This window comes from uncultured Desulfovibrio sp., assembly GCF_944324525.1.
In the GTDB taxonomy this organism is placed as follows: Bacteria; Desulfobacterota; Desulfovibrionia; order Desulfovibrionales; family Desulfovibrionaceae; genus Desulfovibrio.
This window is the reverse complement of record NZ_CALUWS010000035.1, coordinates 1-20854: the sequence shown is the minus strand read 5'-3', so window position 1 is coordinate 20854 and position 20854 is coordinate 1. Positions and strand designations below refer to the sequence as shown.

Here is a 20854-nt window from a genome sequence, read left to right as displayed (position 1 = left end):
TTCCGGGCGCAAGGCAAGACGGCCCCTCCCGCCTTGACAGGGAGCGGGGCCCGGTCTAAGCAGGGGCCATGAACAAGGAACTGTATCGACTTGAAGTGACCGTGCCGGAAGAAGATTACGATCGCCTTTCCGGCCTGCTCACGCTGGAAGTGGCCTTCGGCTGGGAAGAGGAGAGCCTGCCCTCGGGAGAGACGCGCTTTCGCATCCATTGCGAGCAGGAGGACTTCCTCCTGACCCTGCTGGAGCGCATCCGGGAAGAGCTCCCTCAGGCCGTCAGCGTCTGTGCGCCCATTGAGAACAAGGACTGGCTCGGGGCCTGGCGGGAGTTCTTCACGCCCGTTCCCTGCGGGACGCGCTTCGTGGTGCTGCCGCCGTGGCTGGCCGGGCAGGCCGCCGTGGACTTCCCCGGCCGCACGCCCATCGTCATCGAGCCCAAGAGCGCTTTCGGCACCGGGCATCATGCCACCACCGCCCTCTGTCTGCGGGTGGTCAGCGACTTGCTGGACGCCGGACGGCTTGCCGCCGGACAGCGCTTCCTCGACCTCGGCACCGGTACCGGCGTGCTGGGCATCGGCTGCTGCCTCTTCGGCCTGCGTGGCGAGGGGCTGGATATCGATCCGCTGGCTGTGGACAATGCGCTGGAGAATCGCGCCCTCAACGGCATCGCGGACACGGATTTCCCGGTGGCGCAAGGCAGCATCGACGCCGTGCATGCACGATATGACGTGGTGCTGGCCAATATCCTTGCCCGCCCGCTCACGGAAATGGCCCCGGATATCGTGCGGGCCTGCGCGGCCGGCGGTTGCCTCGTGCTCTCCGGCCTGCTGGAGATCCAGGCGGACGGTGTGGAACAGGCCTATCGGGCGTGCGGCCTGCCCGCGGCCCGGCGTCTGGTCGACGGGGAATGGTGCGCCCTGATCTGGGACGGGGTGACGCGTTAACGGGAATCGTTCTTGACAGTTCGGTTCTTTGTATCGTATCGTTACCAAAAATTAGTGGAGAACAATATATGAATACAGTGACCTTTCAAGGGAACCTCCTGCATCTTGAGGGCAGCCTGCCGGCCGTGGGCGAAAAGGCCCCGGACTTCGTGCTGGCGGCCAACGACCTCAGCCCCCGCAGTCTGAAGGATTACGCCGGCAAGGTGCTGGTGCTGGTGTGCGTGCCCTCGCTGGATACGCCCGTGTGCGATATGGAAGTGCGCCGTTTCAACCAGGAAGCCGCGTCGCTTGCCGATAACGTGAAGATCGTGGCCGCGAGCTGCGACCTGCCCTTTGCCCAGGCCCGCTGGTGCGGCGCGGCGGGCGTGACCGCCGTGGAAAGCGCGTCGGACTATAAAGATGTGAGCCTTGGTCGCAACTACGGCGTGCTCATCCAGGAGCTGCGCCTGCTGGCGCGGGCCGTGTTCGTCATCGCGCCGGACGGCAAACTGGCCTACAGCCAGCTGGTGCCCGAAGTGACCCATGAGCCGGATTATGCGGCCGTGCTGGACGCCATCAAGAAGCTGGTCTAAGCGGTAGACCGCCCTTACGGATAAAAAAAGCGGGTGCTGTCTCTTCAGAGAGGCAGCGCCCGCTGCATTTTGAGGCAGCACGGTAGGCGGCTCTACCGGGCTGCTGTCGTCCGGCCTGTCACAGGACGAGCCAGGCGATGACGAGATAGCGGCCCAGCTTCGCCAGCAGGACGAGCAGCAAAAAGGGGAGGAGCGGTTCCCGAAGCAGACCGGCGGCCAGCGTCAGAGGATCGCCGATGACCGGGGCCCAGCTCAGCAGGAGCGACCAGCGGCCGTAGCGGTGGTACCAGGCCTCCGCCTTGCGCAGGGCGTCGCCCTTGAGGGGGAACCAGCGCCGTTGCCCAAGCCGGTGCGCCCAGCGCCCCAGCAGCCAGTTCACCAGCGAGCCCAGCGTATTGCCCAGGGTGGCCACCCCGATGAGCAGGGCGGCCGGGGCCATGTCGCCGGCCAGCATGCCGGCCAGCGCCAGCTCCGACTGGGCCGGAAAGAGGGTCGCGGCCAGAAAGGAAGAAAGAAAGAGGCCGGTCAGGGCCCAGCATGTCGTCATCATGGCGGGAAAACGTCGGTGCGGCGTGCGGATCGTGCGATAGTCCGGTCTATGCCGCTTCCGGGCATGCCGCGACGCTCGCGCGGATGATAGCGGTAGTGGGGGGCGGCGTAAAGGCCCGCGGCACGTTGGGATTTTTTGCTGTCGTGCGGGAAAAACGCTTGACGTTTTTATTGAGAATGGTTATCAACAACTCACGACGAAAACAACAGCGGGAAAATCCGCAGGAGGAAAATATGAAGTCTCTCAAAGGTACCCAGACCGAAAAAAATATCCTCACCGCCTTTGCCGGTGAATCTCAGGCCCGCAACCGCTATGATTTCTTTGCCGGTGCGGCCAAGAAGGACGGCTATGTCCTGGTGAGCGACATCTTCACCGAGACCGCCCTGCAGGAAAAGGAACATGCCAAGCGTCTGTTCAAGTTCCTCGAAGGCGGCGAAGTCGAGATCGCGGCGGCCTTCCCGGCCGGCATCATCGCGGACAGCCACGCCAACCTCATCGCCTCGGCTGCCGGCGAAAATCACGAACACACTGAAATGTATCCCTCCTTTGCCGCGACGGCCGAGAAGGAAGGCTTTGCCGAGATCGCCGCTGTCATGCGCAATATCGCCGTGGCGGAAGCCTACCATGAGCGCCGCTTCCTGGCGCTGGCCAAGGACATCAAGGAAGGCCGCATGTTCCTGCGCGAAAAGCCCGTGGTCTGGCGCTGCCGCAACTGCGGTTGTCTGGTGGAAGGGGCGCATGCGCCGGAAATGTGCCCGGCCTGCGCGCATCCCAAGGCGTACTTTGAGGAACTCAACTACAGCTTCTAATCCGCTCCGTTCCGAGCGGAAGCGGCCGTCCGTCAGATGACGGCGGCCGTAGCTGAACGAATGTACGGCACTCTGCCCGGCCGCAGGCAAACCGGCAGAACTCCTTATGCCCCCGGCGCGTAACGACACCGTTCGCGCCGGTTTTTTTGTGGGCGGCGGACGCCGCGGCAGCGCCGCTAAGCATTAGCAGTGTGCAACGCTTGGCGTTACAAACCATACGGCTATCGCTTCGCCAAAAGAAAAGCGGTTATTCCGCTCTCGTCGGGCCGGGCGGCGCTGTACCGTCGCCTCGCATTTTGCCTTTTTCAGAGGCAAAACGCTCCCAAGCTGCGGCGCACATTCCGACACCGTCCGGCAGGCAGTGGCGCGGGCGCTTGCCGGAAGAGGAAGGCATAAACGGTCATGGGCGGATCCGTTGCACGGGTCCGCCCATAGCAGGCAAGAGAAAGGAGGCGCTACTTCAGGCGGGAAAGCAGCGTTTCCTTGATGGCGTCGATGCTGCCGGAACCGTCCAGTTCGATATAGGTCGTCTGGCCCTGATCGGCCAGCTTCTTGAAATAGTGGGCCGCGGCCAGCGTGCCGTCCACATCATTATAATAGATGTCGTGCCGTTTGTTGATGGCGGCCTCGTCCTGATCGTCGCTGCGCACGGTCAGCTCGCCGCCGCAGACGCGGCAGACGTCCCCGTTGGGTTTGATGGCCTCGATAAAGATGTTGTTGGGGTGATTGTTGTTGTTCTTGCAGAGGCGGCGGCCCATGATGCGGTTCTTGGCCGTTTCGCGGGCAAGCTGGATCTCGATGACGTAATCCAGCTTGAGGCCTTCCTTCTGCAAGGCTTCCCAGAGTTTTTCGGCCTGCACCATGTTGCGGGGAAAGCCGTCCAGCAGCCAGCCGTCCTTGCCGCGGGTCTTGAGCGTTTCCAGCACCATGGGGATGGTGATGTCGTCCGGCACAAGGTCGCCGCGGTCGATATACGCCTTGGCCTTCTTGCCCAGCTCGGAGCCGCCGCCGATATGTTCGCGGAAAATGGCTCCGGACTCGATGTGGGCAAGATGATATTTCTGCTTCACGAGGTCGCCCTGTGTGCCCTTGCCGCTGCCGTTGGGGCCGAAAATAAGAATGTTCATCATATCCTCCTTGCGGCGCGACGTGCGCTCGATTGATGTAGAATTTTTCCCGGAGTACCGCGTGCGGCACGGCCTGTCAATGTCCATCCCGCATTTGCCTTTCCCGGGACCGGCTGCGAGGGACGGCAAAGGGCGGGCCGCGCATTTGCGCAGACCCGCCCGAGGGATCCAGCCGCCGTCATGACGGCGGAAGACGTGCGATGCCGTGACTAGAAGCTGTAGACCAGCGCCACGTTGGCCTTCCAGGCATCCTGTTTGCTGAAGGGCACGCCGGAGGCGCGCGTCCAGCTGCGGTTCCAGGTGCCGCGATCCATCATGTTGACGATATAGCCGAGTTCCAGACCGGCCGTCAGGTTCTCGTAGATCTTGTACTTGTTCTGGAGGTTGAATTCCAGCAGACCGTCGTTGGTGGTCAGGTACGGGCCGTCGATGTTGCTCTGGGGGTTGGTCCAGTCAAGCGGCGTGGTCGCGTATTTGACCATGGAGGGGCTGTTGGTGCCGCCACGGTAGGCCACACGGAAGGTGTGCGTCAGGTCTTCCAGGAAGCTCATGTCCTTGAGGTGGAAACCGATGCCCCAGGAGCCGCCGTAGGTGAGGGCCATATCCCACGTCCCGGCGGTGCCGTCGTAGAAGGTGGCGTCACCGAGCATCCCCGTGAACGTGCCGAAGGGCGACATGGTGGGCATGCGCTCGGAACCGTTCTTCAGGTTGCCGTCATCGCCGGAGCCGTACCAGCCGAAGACGCCGGGAGTACCCCAGTCAAGCTTGTATTCCACAAGAGCCTTGAGGATGAAGCCCTGCCGCTCCGTGGACGCGCGTTCAGCATTGGCGACGCCGCGTTTGCTGATGCCGTACCGGCCCATGGCTTCCACCCAGCCGTAGTTCATGTCCACTTCGATGTTCCAGGGATCGAGGGCCGTGATCTTGATGGGCAGGCCGGCCCAGAACATGCCGCCGTAGGTCTTGCCGGTATGTTCGCGGGCAAAGGCGGAGTTGCTGTGGCCGAAGGGATCCGTCCCCATCGGGTAGAAGGCGTTGATGTCCTTCCAGAAGGAAGTCACGCCGTCGGCGTTGTTCTCATTGCGCCAGGAGTTCTTGCCCTGCAGGCCGTACATGGCCCAGGGCGTGAGCTTCACGCCTTCGAACTGCAGCGGCACGGAAAGGAAGAAGAGATCGATGTTGTCAAGGTAGTTGGCCTGATAGTTGGTCTGACCGTTTTTGGTCCAGCCGGTGAAGTTGTCGTTGCTGGGACGCATCCACATGGCGGTGAGGCCAACGTTGTCATTGAACGTGTAGTTGGCGGTAACGGCGGCCACATCGGCGTTGTCCAGCACCATGCCGCCACCCGCGGCGCTGGGCAGCCAGGTGTTCTGCAGACCCATGCGGAAGCGCAGATCGGTATTGGGCACGACCCAATCAAGATAGGCGTTACGCACCTTCACCGTCGTGCCGTCGCCGCCGAGCGCCATGCCGGCGCTGTTCTGGCCGTAGTTGGCATGGCCGATTTCGAACCAGAGCGAACCGGACAGGCTTTCCGAAGCGATAAAGTCGATCTGCTGGCGGATACGTTGACGTCCGTTGAAGTTGTCGTTGCTGTTCTTTCCGCCTTTCGAGTTTTTCAGGGAAAGATAGCGGTTGTTCACCCCGTAGCCAAACTGCCAGGTGCCCTTGGCCTTGAAGTCGATGGCGGAAGCATTGGCGGACCAGCCAAGCAGCATCGCCGCGGCCAGCGCAAGAACAGTAAGCCGTTTTTTCATGATGAACCCTCTCTCGTTATGGGCACGGCCAGCGGGAGACAGTGCCGCGACGTCCTCCCCGGTACGGCGACCGGCGGCGAAACACGTCGATACACTCGCCCTGCCAGTTTCAACACCGGAGCAAAAGCCCCTTTACTGATTGCCTCTGTCACGCTGTGTCTGATGCGTCGGCAGTCGTGACGCCCTGCCGGCAGCGGCGCAACAGCCAACGACCGCGTCTTGCGCCGTCGCCCCCTTTGGCTGTTTGCCGCCTGTGCCGCACCGCGCCCCACAGCGGGGGCGCCGGTGCAACACAGTCCTTTTTTTATGTGTTTCAAGCAGTATAGCTCAGGATTCGACCAAAGGCCATACCTGCATATCCCCTTTACTGGCGTTCCGTGGCCGTCGGCAGGTCTTCCCACAGAACCGCGGCGACGTTTTCTTCGGGGGCGTGCCTGGTCAGCAGGCTGCCGCCAAAGAGACCGATGGCGCAGAAGATGAAGCCGAAGAACGTCTGGTCAAAGGAGATGCCCAGATACGGCCAGACCAGGGTGGACACCAGCCCAAGCAGCATGCCGGACATGGCCCCGGTCTTGGTGACGCCGCGCCAGAGCATGGTCGCCAGGAAGGGCAGCACGATGGTGGTGGCCGTCAGGCGCAGGGCCCACTGGTAGATGGCGATGATGCCGGTGAAGTTGAAGGCCACGATCAGGGCCCCAAGCGCGATGATAAGCACGGTCAGTCGGGACCAGAACATGAGCTGCTTGTTGGTTGCCTTCGGGTTGATGAGCTGGCGGTAGAAGTCATGCGTCAGGTTGGAGGAACCCTGCAGGATGAAGGAGTCGGCGCTGGTCACCAGGGCCGCCAGCAGGGCGCAGTAAATCAGACCGCCGATATAAGGCGGCAGCATCTCGAACGTCACCTTGGAGAAGATCATGTCGGGATTCGTGTCCAAAGGCAGGAACTGGCGGCAGGCGATGCCGATGATGGCCGGGCAGATGAAGATGAACGCGCAGATCACCACGCCCAGCGTATTGGCGCGCAGAGAGACGGTTTCCGACTTGGCGGCGAAGATACGTTGCCATGAGGACTGCCAGACCAGGTAGAAGGGGCCGACGGACATGAAGAAGAACAGCACTTCCGAGAAGCCGTACGGGCCGGCGGGCGACAGATATTCCGGCGGGGTATTGGCGACCATGTTGCTCCAGCCCCCGGCATAATGAAGGGTGGCCGCTGCCAGAACGATAATGCCCACGATGATCAGGATGGCCTGTAGGGCGTCGGTGATGATAGTGCCCGGCAGACCGCCCAGAACCGTGAAACCAAAGACCAGCACAAAGGAAAGGATGAGCGCGGTGTTCCATTCCATGCCGAAACAGGCGGTCCAGATGGTGGACATGGCCAGATATTGCATGGCGGTCGTGGGGATGGCGTAGACCACCGCGGACAGCAGGGACGGGATGATGCCGACGGTCGGCCCGAAGCGCGATCCAAAAAGGTCCGCCAGCGTGTACAGGCGCTGCCGGCGCAGGGCCTTGCCGAAGACCAGCAGAAGGATCAGGGTAAAGAGGACCGATGCCAGGGAAAAGCGGATATATCCCGACGCCCCCACGGTAAAGCCGAGGCCCACCGAGCCGATGAAGACGGACGCGCCGCACCATGTGCTGATGACCGTCCCCACGATGGGCCAGAAGCCCATGTTCCAGCCGCCGATCAGATAGTCGTCAGCGTTCTTTACCTTGAGGAAGTAGTAGAACCCGATGCCGAACATGGCGGCAAAGTACACGATGAAATAGGCTAAATACCACCCCATGTCATCCTCCCGGATGCTAAAACGTGAAACACTTCGCGATGAGGCCGCCCGGCCTCCGATCGCATCCTCACTACACGTCCGCCGAGACCAGTTCCCGGAGAGCGTCTTCCAGGACAAGAGCGCCCCGGGCCAGATCTTCGGGATGCGTGGCCTCCTGCGGACAATGACTCAACCCTCCGATGCTCGGCACGAACAGCAGGCCGGCCGGCGTCACGGCGGCAAGGCAGGCGGCGTCATGGGCCGGACCGCTGATCATGTCCATGCAGGGAATGTCTCTGGCCTCGGCTGCTTTGCGGAACAGGGCCATGATGTCGTCGGACATGTGCGCGCCGCCGCTGGCGGAAAGCCGCTCGATGTGCACGTCAAGTCCCCGCTCGCGAGCCGTGCCGCGGGCAAGCTCCGCGATGCGGTCCCAGCCGGCTTCCAGCGTCGGGACATCCACATGGCGGATGTCCACGGTAAAGGTCACCTGTTCGGGGATGACGATGGGCACATCGGGCGCGCAGGCTATGCTGCCGATGGTGCACGAAAAGTCCTCGGGCAGCATGCCGTCGCGCCAGAGCTGTTCCATGCCGTGGGCAAAGGCGGCAAAGCCGGCCATGGCGTCGCGGCGTCCCTGCATGGGGCTGGCCGCATGGTCGGATACGCCGGCAAAGCGGATACGGTGTACGCGCATGCCGCAGATGGCGCGCACGATGCCGAGGGAGATGCCCCGCTGTTCCAGGCGGGCATTCTGTTCGATATGGACTTCCAGATAGGCGCGGGCATAGGCGGCATCGATCTGCTGCCCCGTGAGGTCGTCCGGGCGCAGGCCGAAAGCGCACAGCCGTTCATAAGCCGAGACGCCGCCGCTGTCCCGCATCCGCCGCAGGCTTTCCACGTCCGCAAGACCGGTGACCGCCTTGCTGCCCAGGCAGGTGCTGCCGAAGTTGGATCCCTCTTCTTCGGCAAAGGCGATCAGTTCCACGTCGCAGGAGGGCACAAGGCCTTCGTCGGCGAAGGTTCGCAGGGCCTCCAGCCCGGCGCAGACGCCGTAGATGCCGTCCAGGCTGCCGCCGTGCCGTACGGAATCAAGGTGCGATCCCACCAGCACCGCAGGCCCCGGCTGCCGTCCCCGCAGGCGCAGCCGCACATTGCCGATGCCGTCGGTATGCACGGAAAGGCCGGCCTGTTCGCCCAGTTCCCGCAGCAGGGCGCGGGCCCTGGCGTCGGCGTCCGACCAGGAGAAGCGGGTAACGCCGTTGCCGGGCGTGTCGTTGCAGCGGGCGAAGGCGGCAAGCGTATCCAGAAGCCGTTGACGATCCATCTTTTTTCCTCCCCGGCGGCCGGGAGCGGGGCTCCGGCCGCCGGCATGCGCGAACTAGGCCTTGAGCGTGCCCCAGACAGGACGGCCGCCGGACACCACGGACAGGATGACCGTATCCTTGATGGTCTCCGGCGCGATGCTGCGCGGATCCCTGTCCAGCAGGGTGAAGTCGGCCAGCTTGCCGGGCTCGATGCTGCCGCGGTTGGCCTCATCAAGGGTCATGGCGGCGGCGTAGGTGGTGTACGCACGCATGGCTTCCAGCGGGCTGACGCGCTGATCCGGCCCCAGCAGTTCGCCATTGCGGCTGATGCGGTTGACCGCCGTATGTACGGACTGCATGGTCATCTGCGGCAGGACAGGCGTATCGGCATGCAGCGAGAAGGGCATGCCCAGCCGCACCGCGCTGCCGCAGGGGTCGATGCGGGCCGCCCGTTCCGGTCCCAGGAAGATGGCCTTATGGCGGTCGCCCCAGTTCCAGACGTGCAGCACGAAGAAGGACGGCTCAAGGCCCACGGCCTTCATGCGTTCAAGCTGGCTGTCGGACGCCGTCTGACAATGGATGAGCAGGTGGTGCGGATTGGCGCGGGGGCAGCGCTTCTGCGCCTTTTCCATGGCCAGGATCACCCGCTCGATGGCTCCGTCGCCGTTGCCGTGGGCAACGACCTGCTGTCCGGCGGCATGGGCCTCGTAAACGAATGCGTCCATGTCTTCCTGACTGACGATGCACTCGGGCCGCACGTCGGGATGCGTGGGGTAACCGCCCATCATGGCCGCCGTAAAAGCTTGGATGGAACCGTCCGTCACGATCTTTATGCCGTGGATCCGCACATACGGACTGCCGGAGCTTTCCAGCAGGCCGGCGGCCTTGGCGGCCCGGTAACCGGTGGTAAAGACCGGCATGTGGCAGCGGACCGTCATTTTCCCTTCACGCTCCAGCTCGCCGAACACCTGCAGGGTCATGGCATTGTCGATGCCGCCCAGACCGAGCCCGCCGCCGATGGTGGAGGTGAAGCCCTGCTCATTGTACTTTTCCATGGCCTTCAGCAGGCCCTGCTTCAGATCGGCGGCAGCCACGGGCGGCATCTGGGCAAGGGCGCGCAGGGCCATGTTTTCCGTCACGAGACCGGTGGGACGGCCGTCGTCGCAGACCACTTCGACATTGTCGCTGGGCTTGTCCGGATCGACGCCCATGAGCCGGAACATGGCGGTATTGACGTAGGCTGCATGGATGGAGATGTGCGCCAGCACGGCCGGCCGGTCGCCAAAGAGCGCGTCCAGCTCCGCCGCCGTGGGGCCGCGTCCGTCACGCGTGGCCGTGTCGTCATAGCCGTAGCCCATGACCACGGGCTGCTCGGGGTGGGCGCTGGCGTGGCGCTGCAGGATATCCAGAGCTTCCTGCATGGTCTCCGTGCCGCCGCAATAGGGATAGGACGCCCAGGCCGCGTACATTTCGATGTGGCTGTGCGTATCGATGAAGCCGGGGTAGAGCGTCTTGCCCTGCAGATCGACTTCACGGCAGGCGGGGCCCGCCAGCGGACGAAGTTCGGCAGCCGTGCCCACGGCCTCGATGCGGTCGCCGCAGGTCAGTACGGCCTCCGCATGCCGGTCTTCAGCGTCCATGGTTACGATATTGCCATTAAGATACAGAATTTTTTCACTACAGCGCATGATGTCTCTCCCATGATTCCGGCCGGGAAGGCTTTTGCACGGACCTTTCACAGTTCGTTGCCGGAGTGGCGCTCCTCTGGCCGATATGTTCCTGATGCAACGTTGCGCAGGATATGACTCCGGACAATAGTCCAATATTGATGCAGCTCGTGGAAGCTGTCAAAAAATGTTTTGCACGTTGTGTAGAGGATGGCGGGAAGAGTTTAAGAAGGTGGGGATATGTCGAAACAGAAAAGATGGAGGAAAGGAAAAAGGACGGCTTTTGCTCTCTGCCAGCGGGAAGGCTGCTTTGGCATGGGCAAAATGTCTATTTGGCGAGATTTTAAGCCGCATGATATGGGGAATACAGCATCGGGAGGCATGTTTTTCCTGCCTGTTTCACTATACAATGGTTCTCGCTTACGCCTTTGTGAATTTCCTGTCAAGGAAGTTTGCCGTCAAAAGGCAAGATGATTTTGCTTATCTCACGAACATCTCAGGGATATTTTTTTATTAAAAGACAACAAATATCAATTGGTTAGTTGATGTCATGCGGGGCGTGCGCCATATGGGGGACAGTCCGACGCCGTTTGGACGCTTTGGAGGAGAAGATGTTCAAAAAAGGGCAAGGCAGGCAGGGTCCAGTTTTCTGAACGAGCAGGTGAAAAAAATGGGGCAAAGCAGCCGTCGGGAAAAGCCGAGGCGACCGGGGCCTGCACATGCCCTCCTGTTGAAAAGAGCGCAGATCTTTCTTGGGCGGCAAAAAACAATTTCGCTGATGTTTGTATGGTTGGATGTCGTATGGCCGTTTTATCTGCGTATTTCTGAGGATGACAGTGGAATCAGGATGTTATGAAGAATTTTTAGCATAAAAATATCTGCTTCATATTCTTTATTTCTCATACATGCGGCATTTTTATATGGCAGATATGCAGGATGGAGCAGGAAGGGAGCTTGCTTCGACGCATGTCCTGTGCTGGCGAGAAAGTCCTGTTGCGGGTATTCTACCCAGACTTCAGGCAAAAAGATTCTCGCTTCACAGGCTCTGTCGCGGTGTGAAAAAAACTTCCTGCCAGGCTGGTCGAGGATAGTGTCAACAGGCCCTAACGAAAAAGCCCCAGCGCGCCGTCCAGCAGGCCGCCCACCAGCCCGGTGATGCCCTGCGCAATGCCGCTGAGAGCGTACAGCAGCACCGTTCCCGCGCTGACGCTTGTCTTGACGTTGTGCAGGCTGCCGTAGACGCGCACGGGGATGTTGTCCATGGTCGGGGTATCGACGCGCAGCGAGCAGTCCAGGGTCTCGTCGACCAGATTGATCCAGCCCCCGCCCATGACCGTCATGTCCTCGCCCTGCAGGAAGAGGTCGCTGCTGCGGGCCACCCCCTGCCGCAGATTGCCGGAGGCGCTGAGTCGGGAGAAGCGGGTAGGCTTGCCCTTGTTGCGTCCCTGCTTGTCCAGCGGCTGATGCGTCCCGTCGCGGACGAGCAGCTTCCAGCTGCCGCTCAGGGCGGCGGGCATCTGCCCCGAGGCATTGAGCGCGGCCGTGGCGGAAACTTCCACCGAAGCTCTGCCGCTGACGCGCGCCTCGCCGCCGCGTGCGGCGCTGGCCGGAGCAAGATCGAAGGCATTGACCGACAGCCGGTTTTCCATCCGCAGTCCGCGGTCGAACTGCGCATGCCCGCTGTTGCGCAGCGTCGCGCCGTACAGATTGGCCTGCAGGTCGTAGTCCAGCCGTCCTTCCGCAAGCTTGAGGGGCAGGCGGACATCCGTCAGGGTGAGTTTCCAGCTGTGGACGCGCTCCGCATGCAGCGAGCCTTCCAGGGAAAAGCTCTTCAGGAATCGCAGATCCCAGGGCTCGCCTGCCGGGGGACGGGGAGGCGCGGGAATGGGCCGGCCGGCCGCCCGGGCCGCCTGAATCTGTTCTTCTCTTCGGGCGTCGGCGGCGGTCCCCTCGGGATCGAGCCGCCGGCGCAGCGCGTCGATGTCCACAAGCGGCGAACTCAGGGCCAGGCGGATATGGGGCACGCCCTGAAAGGCGATGCTGGTCTCTCCCCGGATATCGGTATCCAGCAGGCGGGTGGAAAGGTTTTTCAGGCTGAGACGGCGGGCAGCCAATTCCCAGTCGCTTTGCAGCTGCAGGCTGCGCAGATCCTGCGGCAGTTTCGGGGCCGTGTCGCGTACAAGGGAAAGCGTGCGCGCCAGATCGTCGCAGCGCAGGCTGCCGCTCCCAGAGAGGCCGGGGCTCCTGCCGCCGGCGGCAAGGCTGAGGCTGCCGGCATACTGCGCGCCCAGGGCGCTGATGTCCGCATGCTGCAGCGTGAGCTGCGGCGGATGGGCCCGGGCGCTCAGCCTTCCGAGCAGCTTCAGGTCCACCCCCTGCGGCAGGCCGGAGAAATCCCTGTCCGCCGTGAGATGCAGGCGGGCGTCACAGTCTTCCAGCGCCACACGGCTGTCGCCGCCGATCCAGAGCGTGCCGTCCAGCCGGCTGTCGGCCAGCAGCTTCTTGCCGTCCAGGGCAAGGTTCCAGCTTCCGGCAAGACCGGCGCGGCCCTGCTTCCAGCGGCCCTGCCGCAGATCCAGCGTCAGGGCGAGGCGGGCATAGTCCAGCGGCCAGGCCGCCGCGGGCAAGCTGCCGTTTTCGGCCCGGAAGGCGGCCTTGCCCGATAGATTGGCAAGAAAGGCGGGGATGTCGCCGCCCACGCTGCGCAGCGTGGTCTCGGCCTGAAGGCGGCCCCCGCGCAGGGGCAGAGCGGGCAGATGCTCGCCAAGGGCCGAGGCCTTGATGTTTTTGAGAGCGGCGGCAATGTCGAATTCCGGCTTGTCCGGCCCGCCGCCGACGGTGGCCTGCGCCGTGAGCGTACCGTCATACAGGGTGGCGCGCACGTCGAGCAGGGCGCGCCCCAGACCCGTGGAGGCCGGTTTGCCGGGACTGATGGCCACGCGGGCATCCTGCATGCGCAGGGGGCCGTAGCGCAGATCCCCGGCGGAAAGCCGGATGTCGTAGCTGAGATCATCCGTGGCCGACGGCGGCTCCGGCTCGCCCGCGGTTGCGGGGCGTTCTCGTTGGGCGAGCTGATCCCAGCGTGCCGGGTCCGGGTCGAAGCTCGTCAGCGGAGCGTAAGGGAAGGCCGGTTTGCGGGGGCGCTGCCCCACGGCTTCGGGGATGGCCAGGCCAAGATCGACCTGCCGGGCCGCCAGTTCCAGCGTGACCACGGGCTTGCTCCAGCTCGGGACGCCGCCCGTACCGCTGAAGCGGCTGCCGGAACAGCTGGCGCTGATGGCGGGTACGCGCAGCCCCTCGCCGTCCAGTTCGAAATCCGCGTCCACCTGGGTGATGTTGTCCAGCGCAAGCTGGAGACCGGGGACCAGATCGCGGGCAAAGCCGAGCCACTGGGTCAGGCTCAGGCGCTGCATGCGCAGATGACCGTGCAGGCGCGGCCGTTCGCTGCCGGGCAGATGCAACATGCCGTCCAGCTGTCCGCTGTCCGCATCCAGCGTAAAACGCAGGGCACCCAGCTCGGCCCGGGCGCTGCCCGGCTCCGTCAGACGGGCCGAGCCGTCCAGAGAGAAGGGGATGGGCTGTCCGTTCTGCGTCAGGGCGCCCTCCAGGCTGCCGGTGACGGACCAGACGCCGCCGCTGCCCTTCCAGTGCAGATCGGCACGCAGATCGCGCAGCCAGTCGCCGAACTGCAGCCGCCCCTTCAGACAAAGGCGGGAATGCTCCGCCAGCGGCGCGGAAAGGCGGGCGTCGCCTTCCAGGCGGACATGGCGCGACGTGAGCAGGATGCCGTCCCGGTCGGCTACTCGCAACAGCGACCAGTGTACCTCGCCGTCAAGCCGGTCATGCGGCCCGGCGTCCAGGTCGAGCCCGAGATTATCCATCACCAGGCGGCTGCCGTCCGCGGCCGTGACGTCGATCTGTCCCTGTTGCACTTCCAGCCGCAGGCTTCCCGGCAGCGAGGGCAGGGCGAGGCCCGCCGCGGAAGAGCCGTCATCCGTGCCGGGCAGCCGGGCCAGGCTTGCCAGCGGCAGCTGGCCGGTCAGTTCGGGCCGCAGCAGCTGGACGTGAGCGGGCCACACGTCGCCGCGCAGCAGCTTCCAGAAGCTGGGGCGTAGCGATGCGTAAGCGACGGAGAGCCGGAGATCCCCCCGCTGGAGGCGGACGTCGCCGATGCAGATCGAGGGCACGGGCAGCAGGACGACATCCACCGAGGCCGCCTCGGCCTGCAGCCCTGTGGCGGCGGTGAAGGATTCCAGCACATGCGCCGTGAGCGCCTGGGAATGGCGTTGCAACAGAAAGACGCCCCCCGCCAGAAGCATGAAGGCAAGAAGAAGGCTGGCCACCATGACGCGGGCCACGAGGCGCAATCGACGGCTGGGCATGAAGGATTCCGGGACTTGGCTTGACGCTGCCGGGCGTCCGGCGCTACGGTATTCAAGTATTTCATGTTTTCCGTACGTTGGCAATGCGTGCCGTGGACGTGGCGGAGAGGCGAACGGGGGAATATGCGTCGATTATTCTGGATAGGCAGTCCGTTTTTCTGGCGAAGTCTGAAGGAGACCGGCTGGGACGAGGTGGCGTTCTGCAACTTCGAGGAGCCGCGTGTGCTCGGCTGGCGGGATGTGGTGCGTCAGGCGGGCTTTGAGCCGGATGTGGTGGTGGTGGCGGACAAGAGCCGTCCCCCCTTTGTGCTTGGCGTGGAGGACTTCCCCTGCATCACGGTCTTTTATAGTGTGGATTCGCATATCCACAGCTGGCAGCCGTGGTACGCGCAGGCCTTTGATGCCTGCCTCGTCTCGCTGCGGGATCACCTGCCGCGCTTTGCCGGGGACTTCCTCCCGGCGGAGCGTATCTGGTGGTCGCCCGCCTTCGCCTGGAACGAAGACCGCCCGGACGAGACGGCGGAACGCCGCTGGGACGCGCTCTTTGTGGGCACCGTGTCGGACAATACGCCTCTGCGCGCCGCCTTCCTGCGTGAGGTGGGGGAAAAGTTCCCCGCGCTGCACGTCACCCGCGGCGCTTACCGCGGCCTGTACCCGCAGGCGCAGGTCGTGCTCAATCAATGCGAGCACGGCGATCTGAATTTTCGCGTGTTCGAGGCGCTGGGCTGCGGCGGTTGCCTGCTGACCCCGCGCATTGGGCACGGCCTCACGGATCTTTTCGTCGAGGATGAGGAGCTCGTCTGCTACACGCCGCATGATGCCGCCGATGCCGCGGAGCGTCTGCGCGGGCTGCTGGCCGCGCCTGCCCGCATGGCCGAGCTGCGCCGCGCCGGGCTGGCCGCTGTGGATGCGCGTCACAGGGCCATCCATCGGGCGCGCGCCTTCAGTGAACATTTGCGGGCCCTTTCGGAAGAGGAGTGGCGTCGTCTTGTGGAAAACCGCCGCCGTCGTGCGGCCGCCATCCGGCAGCAGGCGCTGCGGCTGCCCTGTCTGCTCTGGGCCGAGGATCTGGGCTCGTCCACCGATCCGGCGGTACGCGCCCTGCGTGCCGCCTATCTGGCGGAGGCCCGCACGGGGTATGCCGGGCAAAGCGACGTGTGATGGCTTCCCGCGACGCCGGCGGGAACGGATGAGACAGAGGAACGGTTGCCGTCAAGCAACGCGCGGGAGAAAGAGCTTACCGGGGCTGGAGCCTCCCGCATGGCGGGCAGGGGCGGCACCGCATCATCCGGCCAAAACCAACGGAAAAACCGCGTTTTTTGCGAACTGACAGACCGTATGGACGGAAACGCCAAGCGCTTCAAAGGGAAAACGTCTAGTTGCGGGCAGGCAGCGGATCGTCCATGTGCAGTTCCAGCGCCGGATCCGCAGCGGGCTTGCTCGGCGGCGCGGCCGGCTCGTCGAAGCTCAGATGCAGCAGCGGGTCATGCTGGGGGATGTTTTCCGCTTCCTGCGGGCTGTTCACCCCTGCCGGAGCGACCGTGCCGCGCATGGTATTCTCCAGACGGGATTCCAGGGCGCGCAGCAGCAAACGGGTCTGCGCGTGCTCCTCACGCAGGTTCTGGCACATTTTTTCCTGATTGCGGAGCATGAAGAACAGCATGCCCAGCATGCCGAGGAAGCAGAGAAAAATAAAGATCATCAGGGAAAGCATGGCGGCCTCTGTGCGCGGGATTACGCGCCCGTGCCGCCAGAGAAAGAGACGGCGGGCGTGTTGCTTCGTCAAATATATACTTTCAGCCCCCACGGGGCAAGGATGTTTTATGCATATTCAGCCAAAGATGGTCATGGCCGATGCCCAGGGCAACATTTATGATGATCCCGACCTGCTCATGGTCTGCCGCAGGGGCGCGCAGTGGGGGCTGCCGCGTCCGGATGAACTGATGCCCCTGCCGGAAGAGAGTGAACTTTTCCTCCTGCCGGGCCGCAAGGCCGTGGGTCTCGACCCCGAATCCGGTGAGATCGTGCCCTGTGACGACCTCGCGGTGGCCGCCTTTGCCGCGCCCGCGCATACGCTGTCCGCGCATCCGGCCTACGTCGCCCAGGAAGACGCGCCCCTGCTGCCGCTCTTTGCCTACGGCGCCGTGGGCTTTGCCAACGGCCGTTTCTACATATGCGCCCGGCGGGTGGACGAGGACAGGCGTCAGCAGTTCCGTTGCGTGGCCCGTGGCCGCATCGAGCGCAACGTGCGCGACATTTCCCGCCGCTTCCCCAAAAACCGGCTGGTGCAGCATATCCTGCAGAACTGCGTCATGCGCTATGACTGCCCGGCGGCCCGTAACTTCGCCCTTGGCCGCTTTGAAGCCCCCCTGCCCACGTCCCGCGCCTGCAATGCCCGCTGCGTGGGTTGCATCTCCGAGCAGGAGAAGGACTCCCCCGTGGCCGTGACCCCGCAGTGCCGCCTGGCCTTCATCCCCACGGCCGAGGAAGTGGTGGAGGTCATGCGCTTCCATGAGAGCCGGGAGACCGAGTGTCCCGTCTATTCCTTCGGGCAGGGCTGCGAGGGAGATCCCCTCATGAATCCCGACCTGCTGGAAGAGAGCGTCCGCCTTTTCCGGGAGCAGGGCGGTCGCGGGACCGTGAACTGCAATACCAACGCCTCGCGCACCGACGCCGTGGAACGTCTGGCGCTGGCCGGGCTGAGCAGCATGCGCGTCAGTCTCAACAGCGCCCGCCCCGCCCTCTATGAACGCTATTACCGGCCGCACGGCTACACCTTCGACGATGTGCGCGCCTCCATCGAGACCGCGCGCCGTCATGGCCTCTGGGTGTCGCTCAACCTGCTCTACTTCCCCGGCATCACCGATTGCGAGGAGGAGCTCGCCGCCCTGACCGAACTGGTGACCCGCTGCGGCGTGAGCATGATCCAATGGCGTAATCTCAATATCGACCCGGAGTGGTACCTGCGCCGCATGGACGGCCTCACCGAAAGCCCCAGCATGGGCCTCGCCGCCTTCATGAAGCGGCTGCGCCGCGCCTGTCCCTGGCTGCGTTTCGGCTATTTCAATCCTTATGTCGGCGACAAAGCCGAGCTGGAAGCCCCCCTCCCCGGCGAGCGGGAAGTGCCCGTTCCGTGCATCGAGCCAGAGGACGAGGCGTAGGCGGTTTTGAGCGGGGGAAGGAAGGGGCCTTTTTTGCAAAAAAGGCCCCTTCCTTCCCCCCCGCCCCCCATCCTTCCCCCAAAAAACCTTACCGTGGAGGATGGCGGGGAGGCTGGGCGGCTCTGGGCGTCGCTTCGGCCTGGTGTCCCCCGACGGCACGGTGAAGATGCTGGCAAGTTTTTATGCTTGCTGGTGTCGGGCAGTCGTGGCGGCTACGTATTTTCGCAAAAAGCGTTGTTGTGGCGGATGGTGAGTGGGATGGCTGTCTCGGACGGTCGCTTCGGCCTGGTGTCCCTCAGCGGCATGGTGAAGATGCTGGCAAGCTTTTATGCTTGCTGGTGTAGGGCAGTCGTGCCGGTGCGGGGACTTCAGGGCCTGCGCGTGGCCTTTTCTCCCGGCAGTTGCCGGCAGCGGATGTATTCGGTGGGGGGCTATAAAAGCGGAAGGGATTTTTGCAGGCGTGTCCGGCTTGGGCCGGTAGAGGGCATATCCCTCATGTCGCTTTGTCCGCGTACGAAAAATGGACGGGAGGGCTTGACGTTCGGATGGACTTTCAGTAAATCGAATTGAAAATGAATTTCTATTTCTAAATTCATTTTGAAAGAAGGGCGGCAGCCACAGCCCGTCCGGAACGACCACACGGCCGCAGGCCGAAAGGAGATCGTATGAGCAAGGTTCTTATCGTCTATGGTTCCAGCACCGGCAATACGGAAAGCATCGCGCAGAAACTGCGCGAGATCCTTGCTGCCGCCGGGCAGGAAGTGGATATGCGCAATGCGGCGGAGGTATCCGCGCCGGGCCTGGCTGACGGGTTTGATGCCGTCCTGCTGGGATGCAGCGCCTGGGGCATGGACGAGCTGGAATTGCAGGACGATTTTGCGCCGCTCTTCGAGGAGATGGGCAGCATGAACCTTTCCGGCAAGAAATTGGCGGCCTTTGCTTCCGGCGACAGCGCCTATGAACATTTTTGCGGCGCTGTCCCGGCCATCGAGGCGAGAGGGCGCGAGCTGGGGGCCGTCATCATCACCGAGGGCCTCAAGGTGGAAGGTGATGCCTCCGCCGCGCCGGAAGACATCCAGGACTTTGCCGGGGCAGTGCTGAAGCAGCTCTAACCCGGCGGCGTTGCCCGGCCCGGGGCCGGGCGGCGTGTGTGCCTCTGCGGGATCGCTCGTGCGGCGGTCCCGCAGTTTTTTTGTGCCGGCGGCAGCCTGAGCGCAACGTGCCGCCGGTCTTGCTCCGCGCGGCAAGGGCGTATACCCTGTATGCCCTGCGGCCACGGTGTATCGCCATGCGACGCAGGAGCCTTACAGGCATCGACAGCAGCGCGAGGGGGGCCCCTTCCCCCAAAACAGTAAATAGTATTGACAGGCCGTAAGGGAGGAAAGCATGGATTCCACGCTGCCGGAACGTCTGCGCCTGCTGCGCGGCGAGATGCCTCAGGCGGAGTTTGCCGCGAAGGTGGGCATCCATAAAAGTTCGTGGGGCCGCTACGAGCGGGGAGTGGGCGAACCGGCGGCCTCGGATCTGGCGCGTCTGTGCGCCGTCTGCGGCGTAACGCCTTTCTGGTTGCTGTACGGGCAGGGAGAGATGCGGGAGGCAGGCTCCACGGAAGCCGGAACCGGCGCCGTCATGCCGGCCGGGCCTGCCGCCATGCCGCTCACGGCGGAAAGGGACGGTCCCGCAGCACAGCCCGTGCAGCAGGTCCCGGCGGACATGTCCGGCAAGGATGGAGACGAGGCGCCGGCCTGCCGTCAATGTCGCTGGCTGGAAGCCCGACTGGAGCAGACGGACAGGGAACGGCGGGAGCTGGCGCAGGAAAACCGTCAGCTCTGGCGTGAAAACGGCGAATTGCGGGAGCGCGTCGCCCGGCTGGAGGAGCGCCTCCGCCATGCGGGGGAAGCCGATTTGCCGGAAAAAACAGGTGCGGCGCGGGAGGCGTGAACCGGTCTGCCGTTGCGGGGCCGTGTTGTGCGGTCCGCCTCCGCGTGCGCTTTCAGGCAAGGCCGAAAAAGAGGGCGGGAGAAGAAAAGACCGTTTGCGGGGCGTTCCTTCTCCCGCCGGGCTGGCGGCTACAACGTGATCTCGCCGTGCTGCAGCTCGTACTGCTTGACGACTTGCACCATCGCAAGAGCAAGCCGCTTGGCGCTTTCGGCGGTCATGCCGAGGACGACCTGCTGCTGCACCCTGATAAGGGGACCGTGCTGATCGGTCTCCTGATGGCTGACGCAGGCGGCAAGCTGAAATTCTCCCGGCTGGAACGTCGTCTGAAAGGCATTGACATAGAGGACCTGCAGATTCGGCGATGCCGTCAGGGCCACGCGGGTCTGGGCACTGCCGTTCTCTCGGGGAGAAGCCGCATCTTGGCCCTGTGTCGTCTGTTCGTTTTCATGTGTTTCGGACATGTCGCCTCCGTTGAGTGGCTGGGTGATCAGTGACCATATGACGGGCAGGGGGGATGGCATTCCCCCCTCCTGCCGTCGCGTCATGCCGGCCGGTCGCCGTATCTCTTTGCGGAGATCCCGGCAAGGTCGGATTTTTTTGAAGGTTGTCCACCCGTTGCCTCTCCGGCGTCCGGTTGAGGCGGGGTGGACGACCTCGTGCGGCATTCGTTTTAGAGCATTTTCCGTTTGGAATGCTTCGCGTTGCAAATCATGGCGCTTTTCTCGCTCACTTTGCGCCGGGCGGCGCTGTGCCGCCGCCTCGCGTTTTCTCCTTTTTCAACGGCAAAACGCTCTAGGTGTTGTGTTCCGATAGGTTGTTCACCCTTTCCTCATTCGGTAAATTGGAAGTTACCAGACAAACCAACAAAC

16 protein-coding genes are annotated in these 20854 nt (G+C 63.6%); 7 read left to right on the top strand and 9 right to left on the bottom strand.

The window, feature by feature from the left end; translation table 11 throughout:
- Positions 1–68: 68 nt before the first annotated feature.
- Together Q0K12_RS09245 and tpx are read left to right on the top strand one after the other, a co-directional pair.
- Complete coding sequence (locus Q0K12_RS09245; protein WP_297262247.1) at positions 69–941, top strand: 50S ribosomal protein L11 methyltransferase; 873 nt, start codon at positions 69–71, stop codon at positions 939–941.
- A gap of 68 nt (positions 942–1009) precedes the next feature.
- On the top strand, positions 1010–1513 hold the full coding sequence (gene tpx / locus Q0K12_RS09240; RefSeq protein ID WP_297262245.1) for a thiol peroxidase: 504 nt from the start codon (positions 1010–1012) through the stop codon (positions 1511–1513).
- A 118-nt stretch (positions 1514–1631) separates the two neighbouring features.
- Here tpx and Q0K12_RS09235 read toward each other — a convergent pair whose 3' ends face one another.
- Positions 1632–2060, bottom strand: a complete 429-nt coding sequence (locus Q0K12_RS09235; protein ID WP_363315623.1) for a YqaA family protein — start codon at positions 2058–2060, stop codon at positions 1632–1634.
- A gap of 236 nt (positions 2061–2296) precedes the next feature.
- On the opposite strand from Q0K12_RS09235, the gene rbr reads away from it, so the two are divergent.
- A complete protein-coding gene (gene rbr / locus Q0K12_RS09230) occupies positions 2297–2872 on the top strand; it encodes a rubrerythrin (protein WP_297262240.1) in 576 nt (191 codons plus the stop codon).
- 455 nt (positions 2873–3327) lie between these two features.
- Here rbr and Q0K12_RS09225 read toward each other — a convergent pair whose 3' ends face one another.
- The 6 genes from Q0K12_RS09225 to Q0K12_RS09200 form a co-directional block, all read right to left on the bottom strand.
- The gene (locus tag Q0K12_RS09225) at positions 3328–3999 is read right to left on the bottom strand and encodes an adenylate kinase (RefSeq protein WP_297262238.1); all 672 of its coding nucleotides are present in this window, start codon (positions 3997–3999) and stop codon (positions 3328–3330) included.
- A 209-nt stretch (positions 4000–4208) separates the two neighbouring features.
- Positions 4209–5756, bottom strand: coding sequence for an outer membrane homotrimeric porin (locus Q0K12_RS09220; protein WP_297262236.1), 1548 nt, complete (start codon positions 5754–5756; stop codon positions 4209–4211).
- Between the two features lie 364 nt (positions 5757–6120).
- Positions 6121–7548, bottom strand: a complete 1428-nt coding sequence (locus tag Q0K12_RS09215; protein ID WP_297262234.1) for a sodium:solute symporter family protein — start codon at positions 7546–7548, stop codon at positions 6121–6123.
- A 70-nt stretch (positions 7549–7618) separates the two neighbouring features.
- The gene (locus Q0K12_RS09210; protein ID WP_297262232.1) at positions 7619–8854 is read right to left on the bottom strand and encodes a M20 family metallo-hydrolase; all 1236 of its coding nucleotides are present in this window, start codon (positions 8852–8854) and stop codon (positions 7619–7621) included.
- 54 nt (positions 8855–8908) lie between these two features.
- Entirely contained in the window at positions 8909–10522 is a 1614-nt protein-coding gene (locus Q0K12_RS09205; protein ID WP_297262230.1) for an amidohydrolase, read from the bottom strand.
- A 1082-nt stretch (positions 10523–11604) separates the two neighbouring features.
- The gene (locus Q0K12_RS09200; RefSeq protein ID WP_297262228.1) at positions 11605–14883 is read right to left on the bottom strand and encodes an AsmA-like C-terminal region-containing protein; all 3279 of its coding nucleotides are present in this window, start codon (positions 14881–14883) and stop codon (positions 11605–11607) included.
- A 123-nt stretch (positions 14884–15006) separates the two neighbouring features.
- Between Q0K12_RS09200 and Q0K12_RS09195 the strand changes: the two genes are divergently transcribed.
- The gene (locus Q0K12_RS09195) at positions 15007–16044 is read left to right on the top strand and encodes a glycosyltransferase (RefSeq protein WP_297262226.1); all 1038 of its coding nucleotides are present in this window, start codon (positions 15007–15009) and stop codon (positions 16042–16044) included.
- 214 nt (positions 16045–16258) lie between these two features.
- On the opposite strand, the gene Q0K12_RS09190 is transcribed toward Q0K12_RS09195, so the two are convergent.
- Positions 16259–16597, bottom strand: coding sequence for a hypothetical protein (locus Q0K12_RS09190; protein WP_297262223.1), 339 nt, complete (start codon positions 16595–16597; stop codon positions 16259–16261).
- A 109-nt stretch (positions 16598–16706) separates the two neighbouring features.
- Here Q0K12_RS09190 and Q0K12_RS09185 point away from each other — a divergent pair, with 109 nt between their 5' ends.
- From Q0K12_RS09185 to Q0K12_RS09175, 3 genes are all read left to right on the top strand, one after another.
- A complete protein-coding gene (locus Q0K12_RS09185; RefSeq protein ID WP_297262221.1) occupies positions 16707–18044 on the top strand; it encodes a radical SAM protein in 1338 nt (445 codons plus the stop codon).
- A gap of 665 nt (positions 18045–18709) precedes the next feature.
- Entirely contained in the window at positions 18710–19156 is a 447-nt protein-coding gene (locus tag Q0K12_RS09180; RefSeq protein ID WP_297262219.1) for a flavodoxin, read from the top strand.
- Between the two features lie 274 nt (positions 19157–19430).
- On the top strand, positions 19431–19985 hold the full coding sequence (locus Q0K12_RS09175) for a helix-turn-helix domain-containing protein (protein WP_297262217.1): 555 nt from the start codon (positions 19431–19433) through the stop codon (positions 19983–19985).
- A gap of 128 nt (positions 19986–20113) precedes the next feature.
- Here Q0K12_RS09175 and Q0K12_RS09170 read toward each other — a convergent pair whose 3' ends face one another.
- Positions 20114–20446, bottom strand: a complete 333-nt coding sequence (locus tag Q0K12_RS09170; protein ID WP_297262215.1) for a DUF3467 domain-containing protein — start codon at positions 20444–20446, stop codon at positions 20114–20116.
- Positions 20447–20854: the final 408 nt, after the last annotated feature.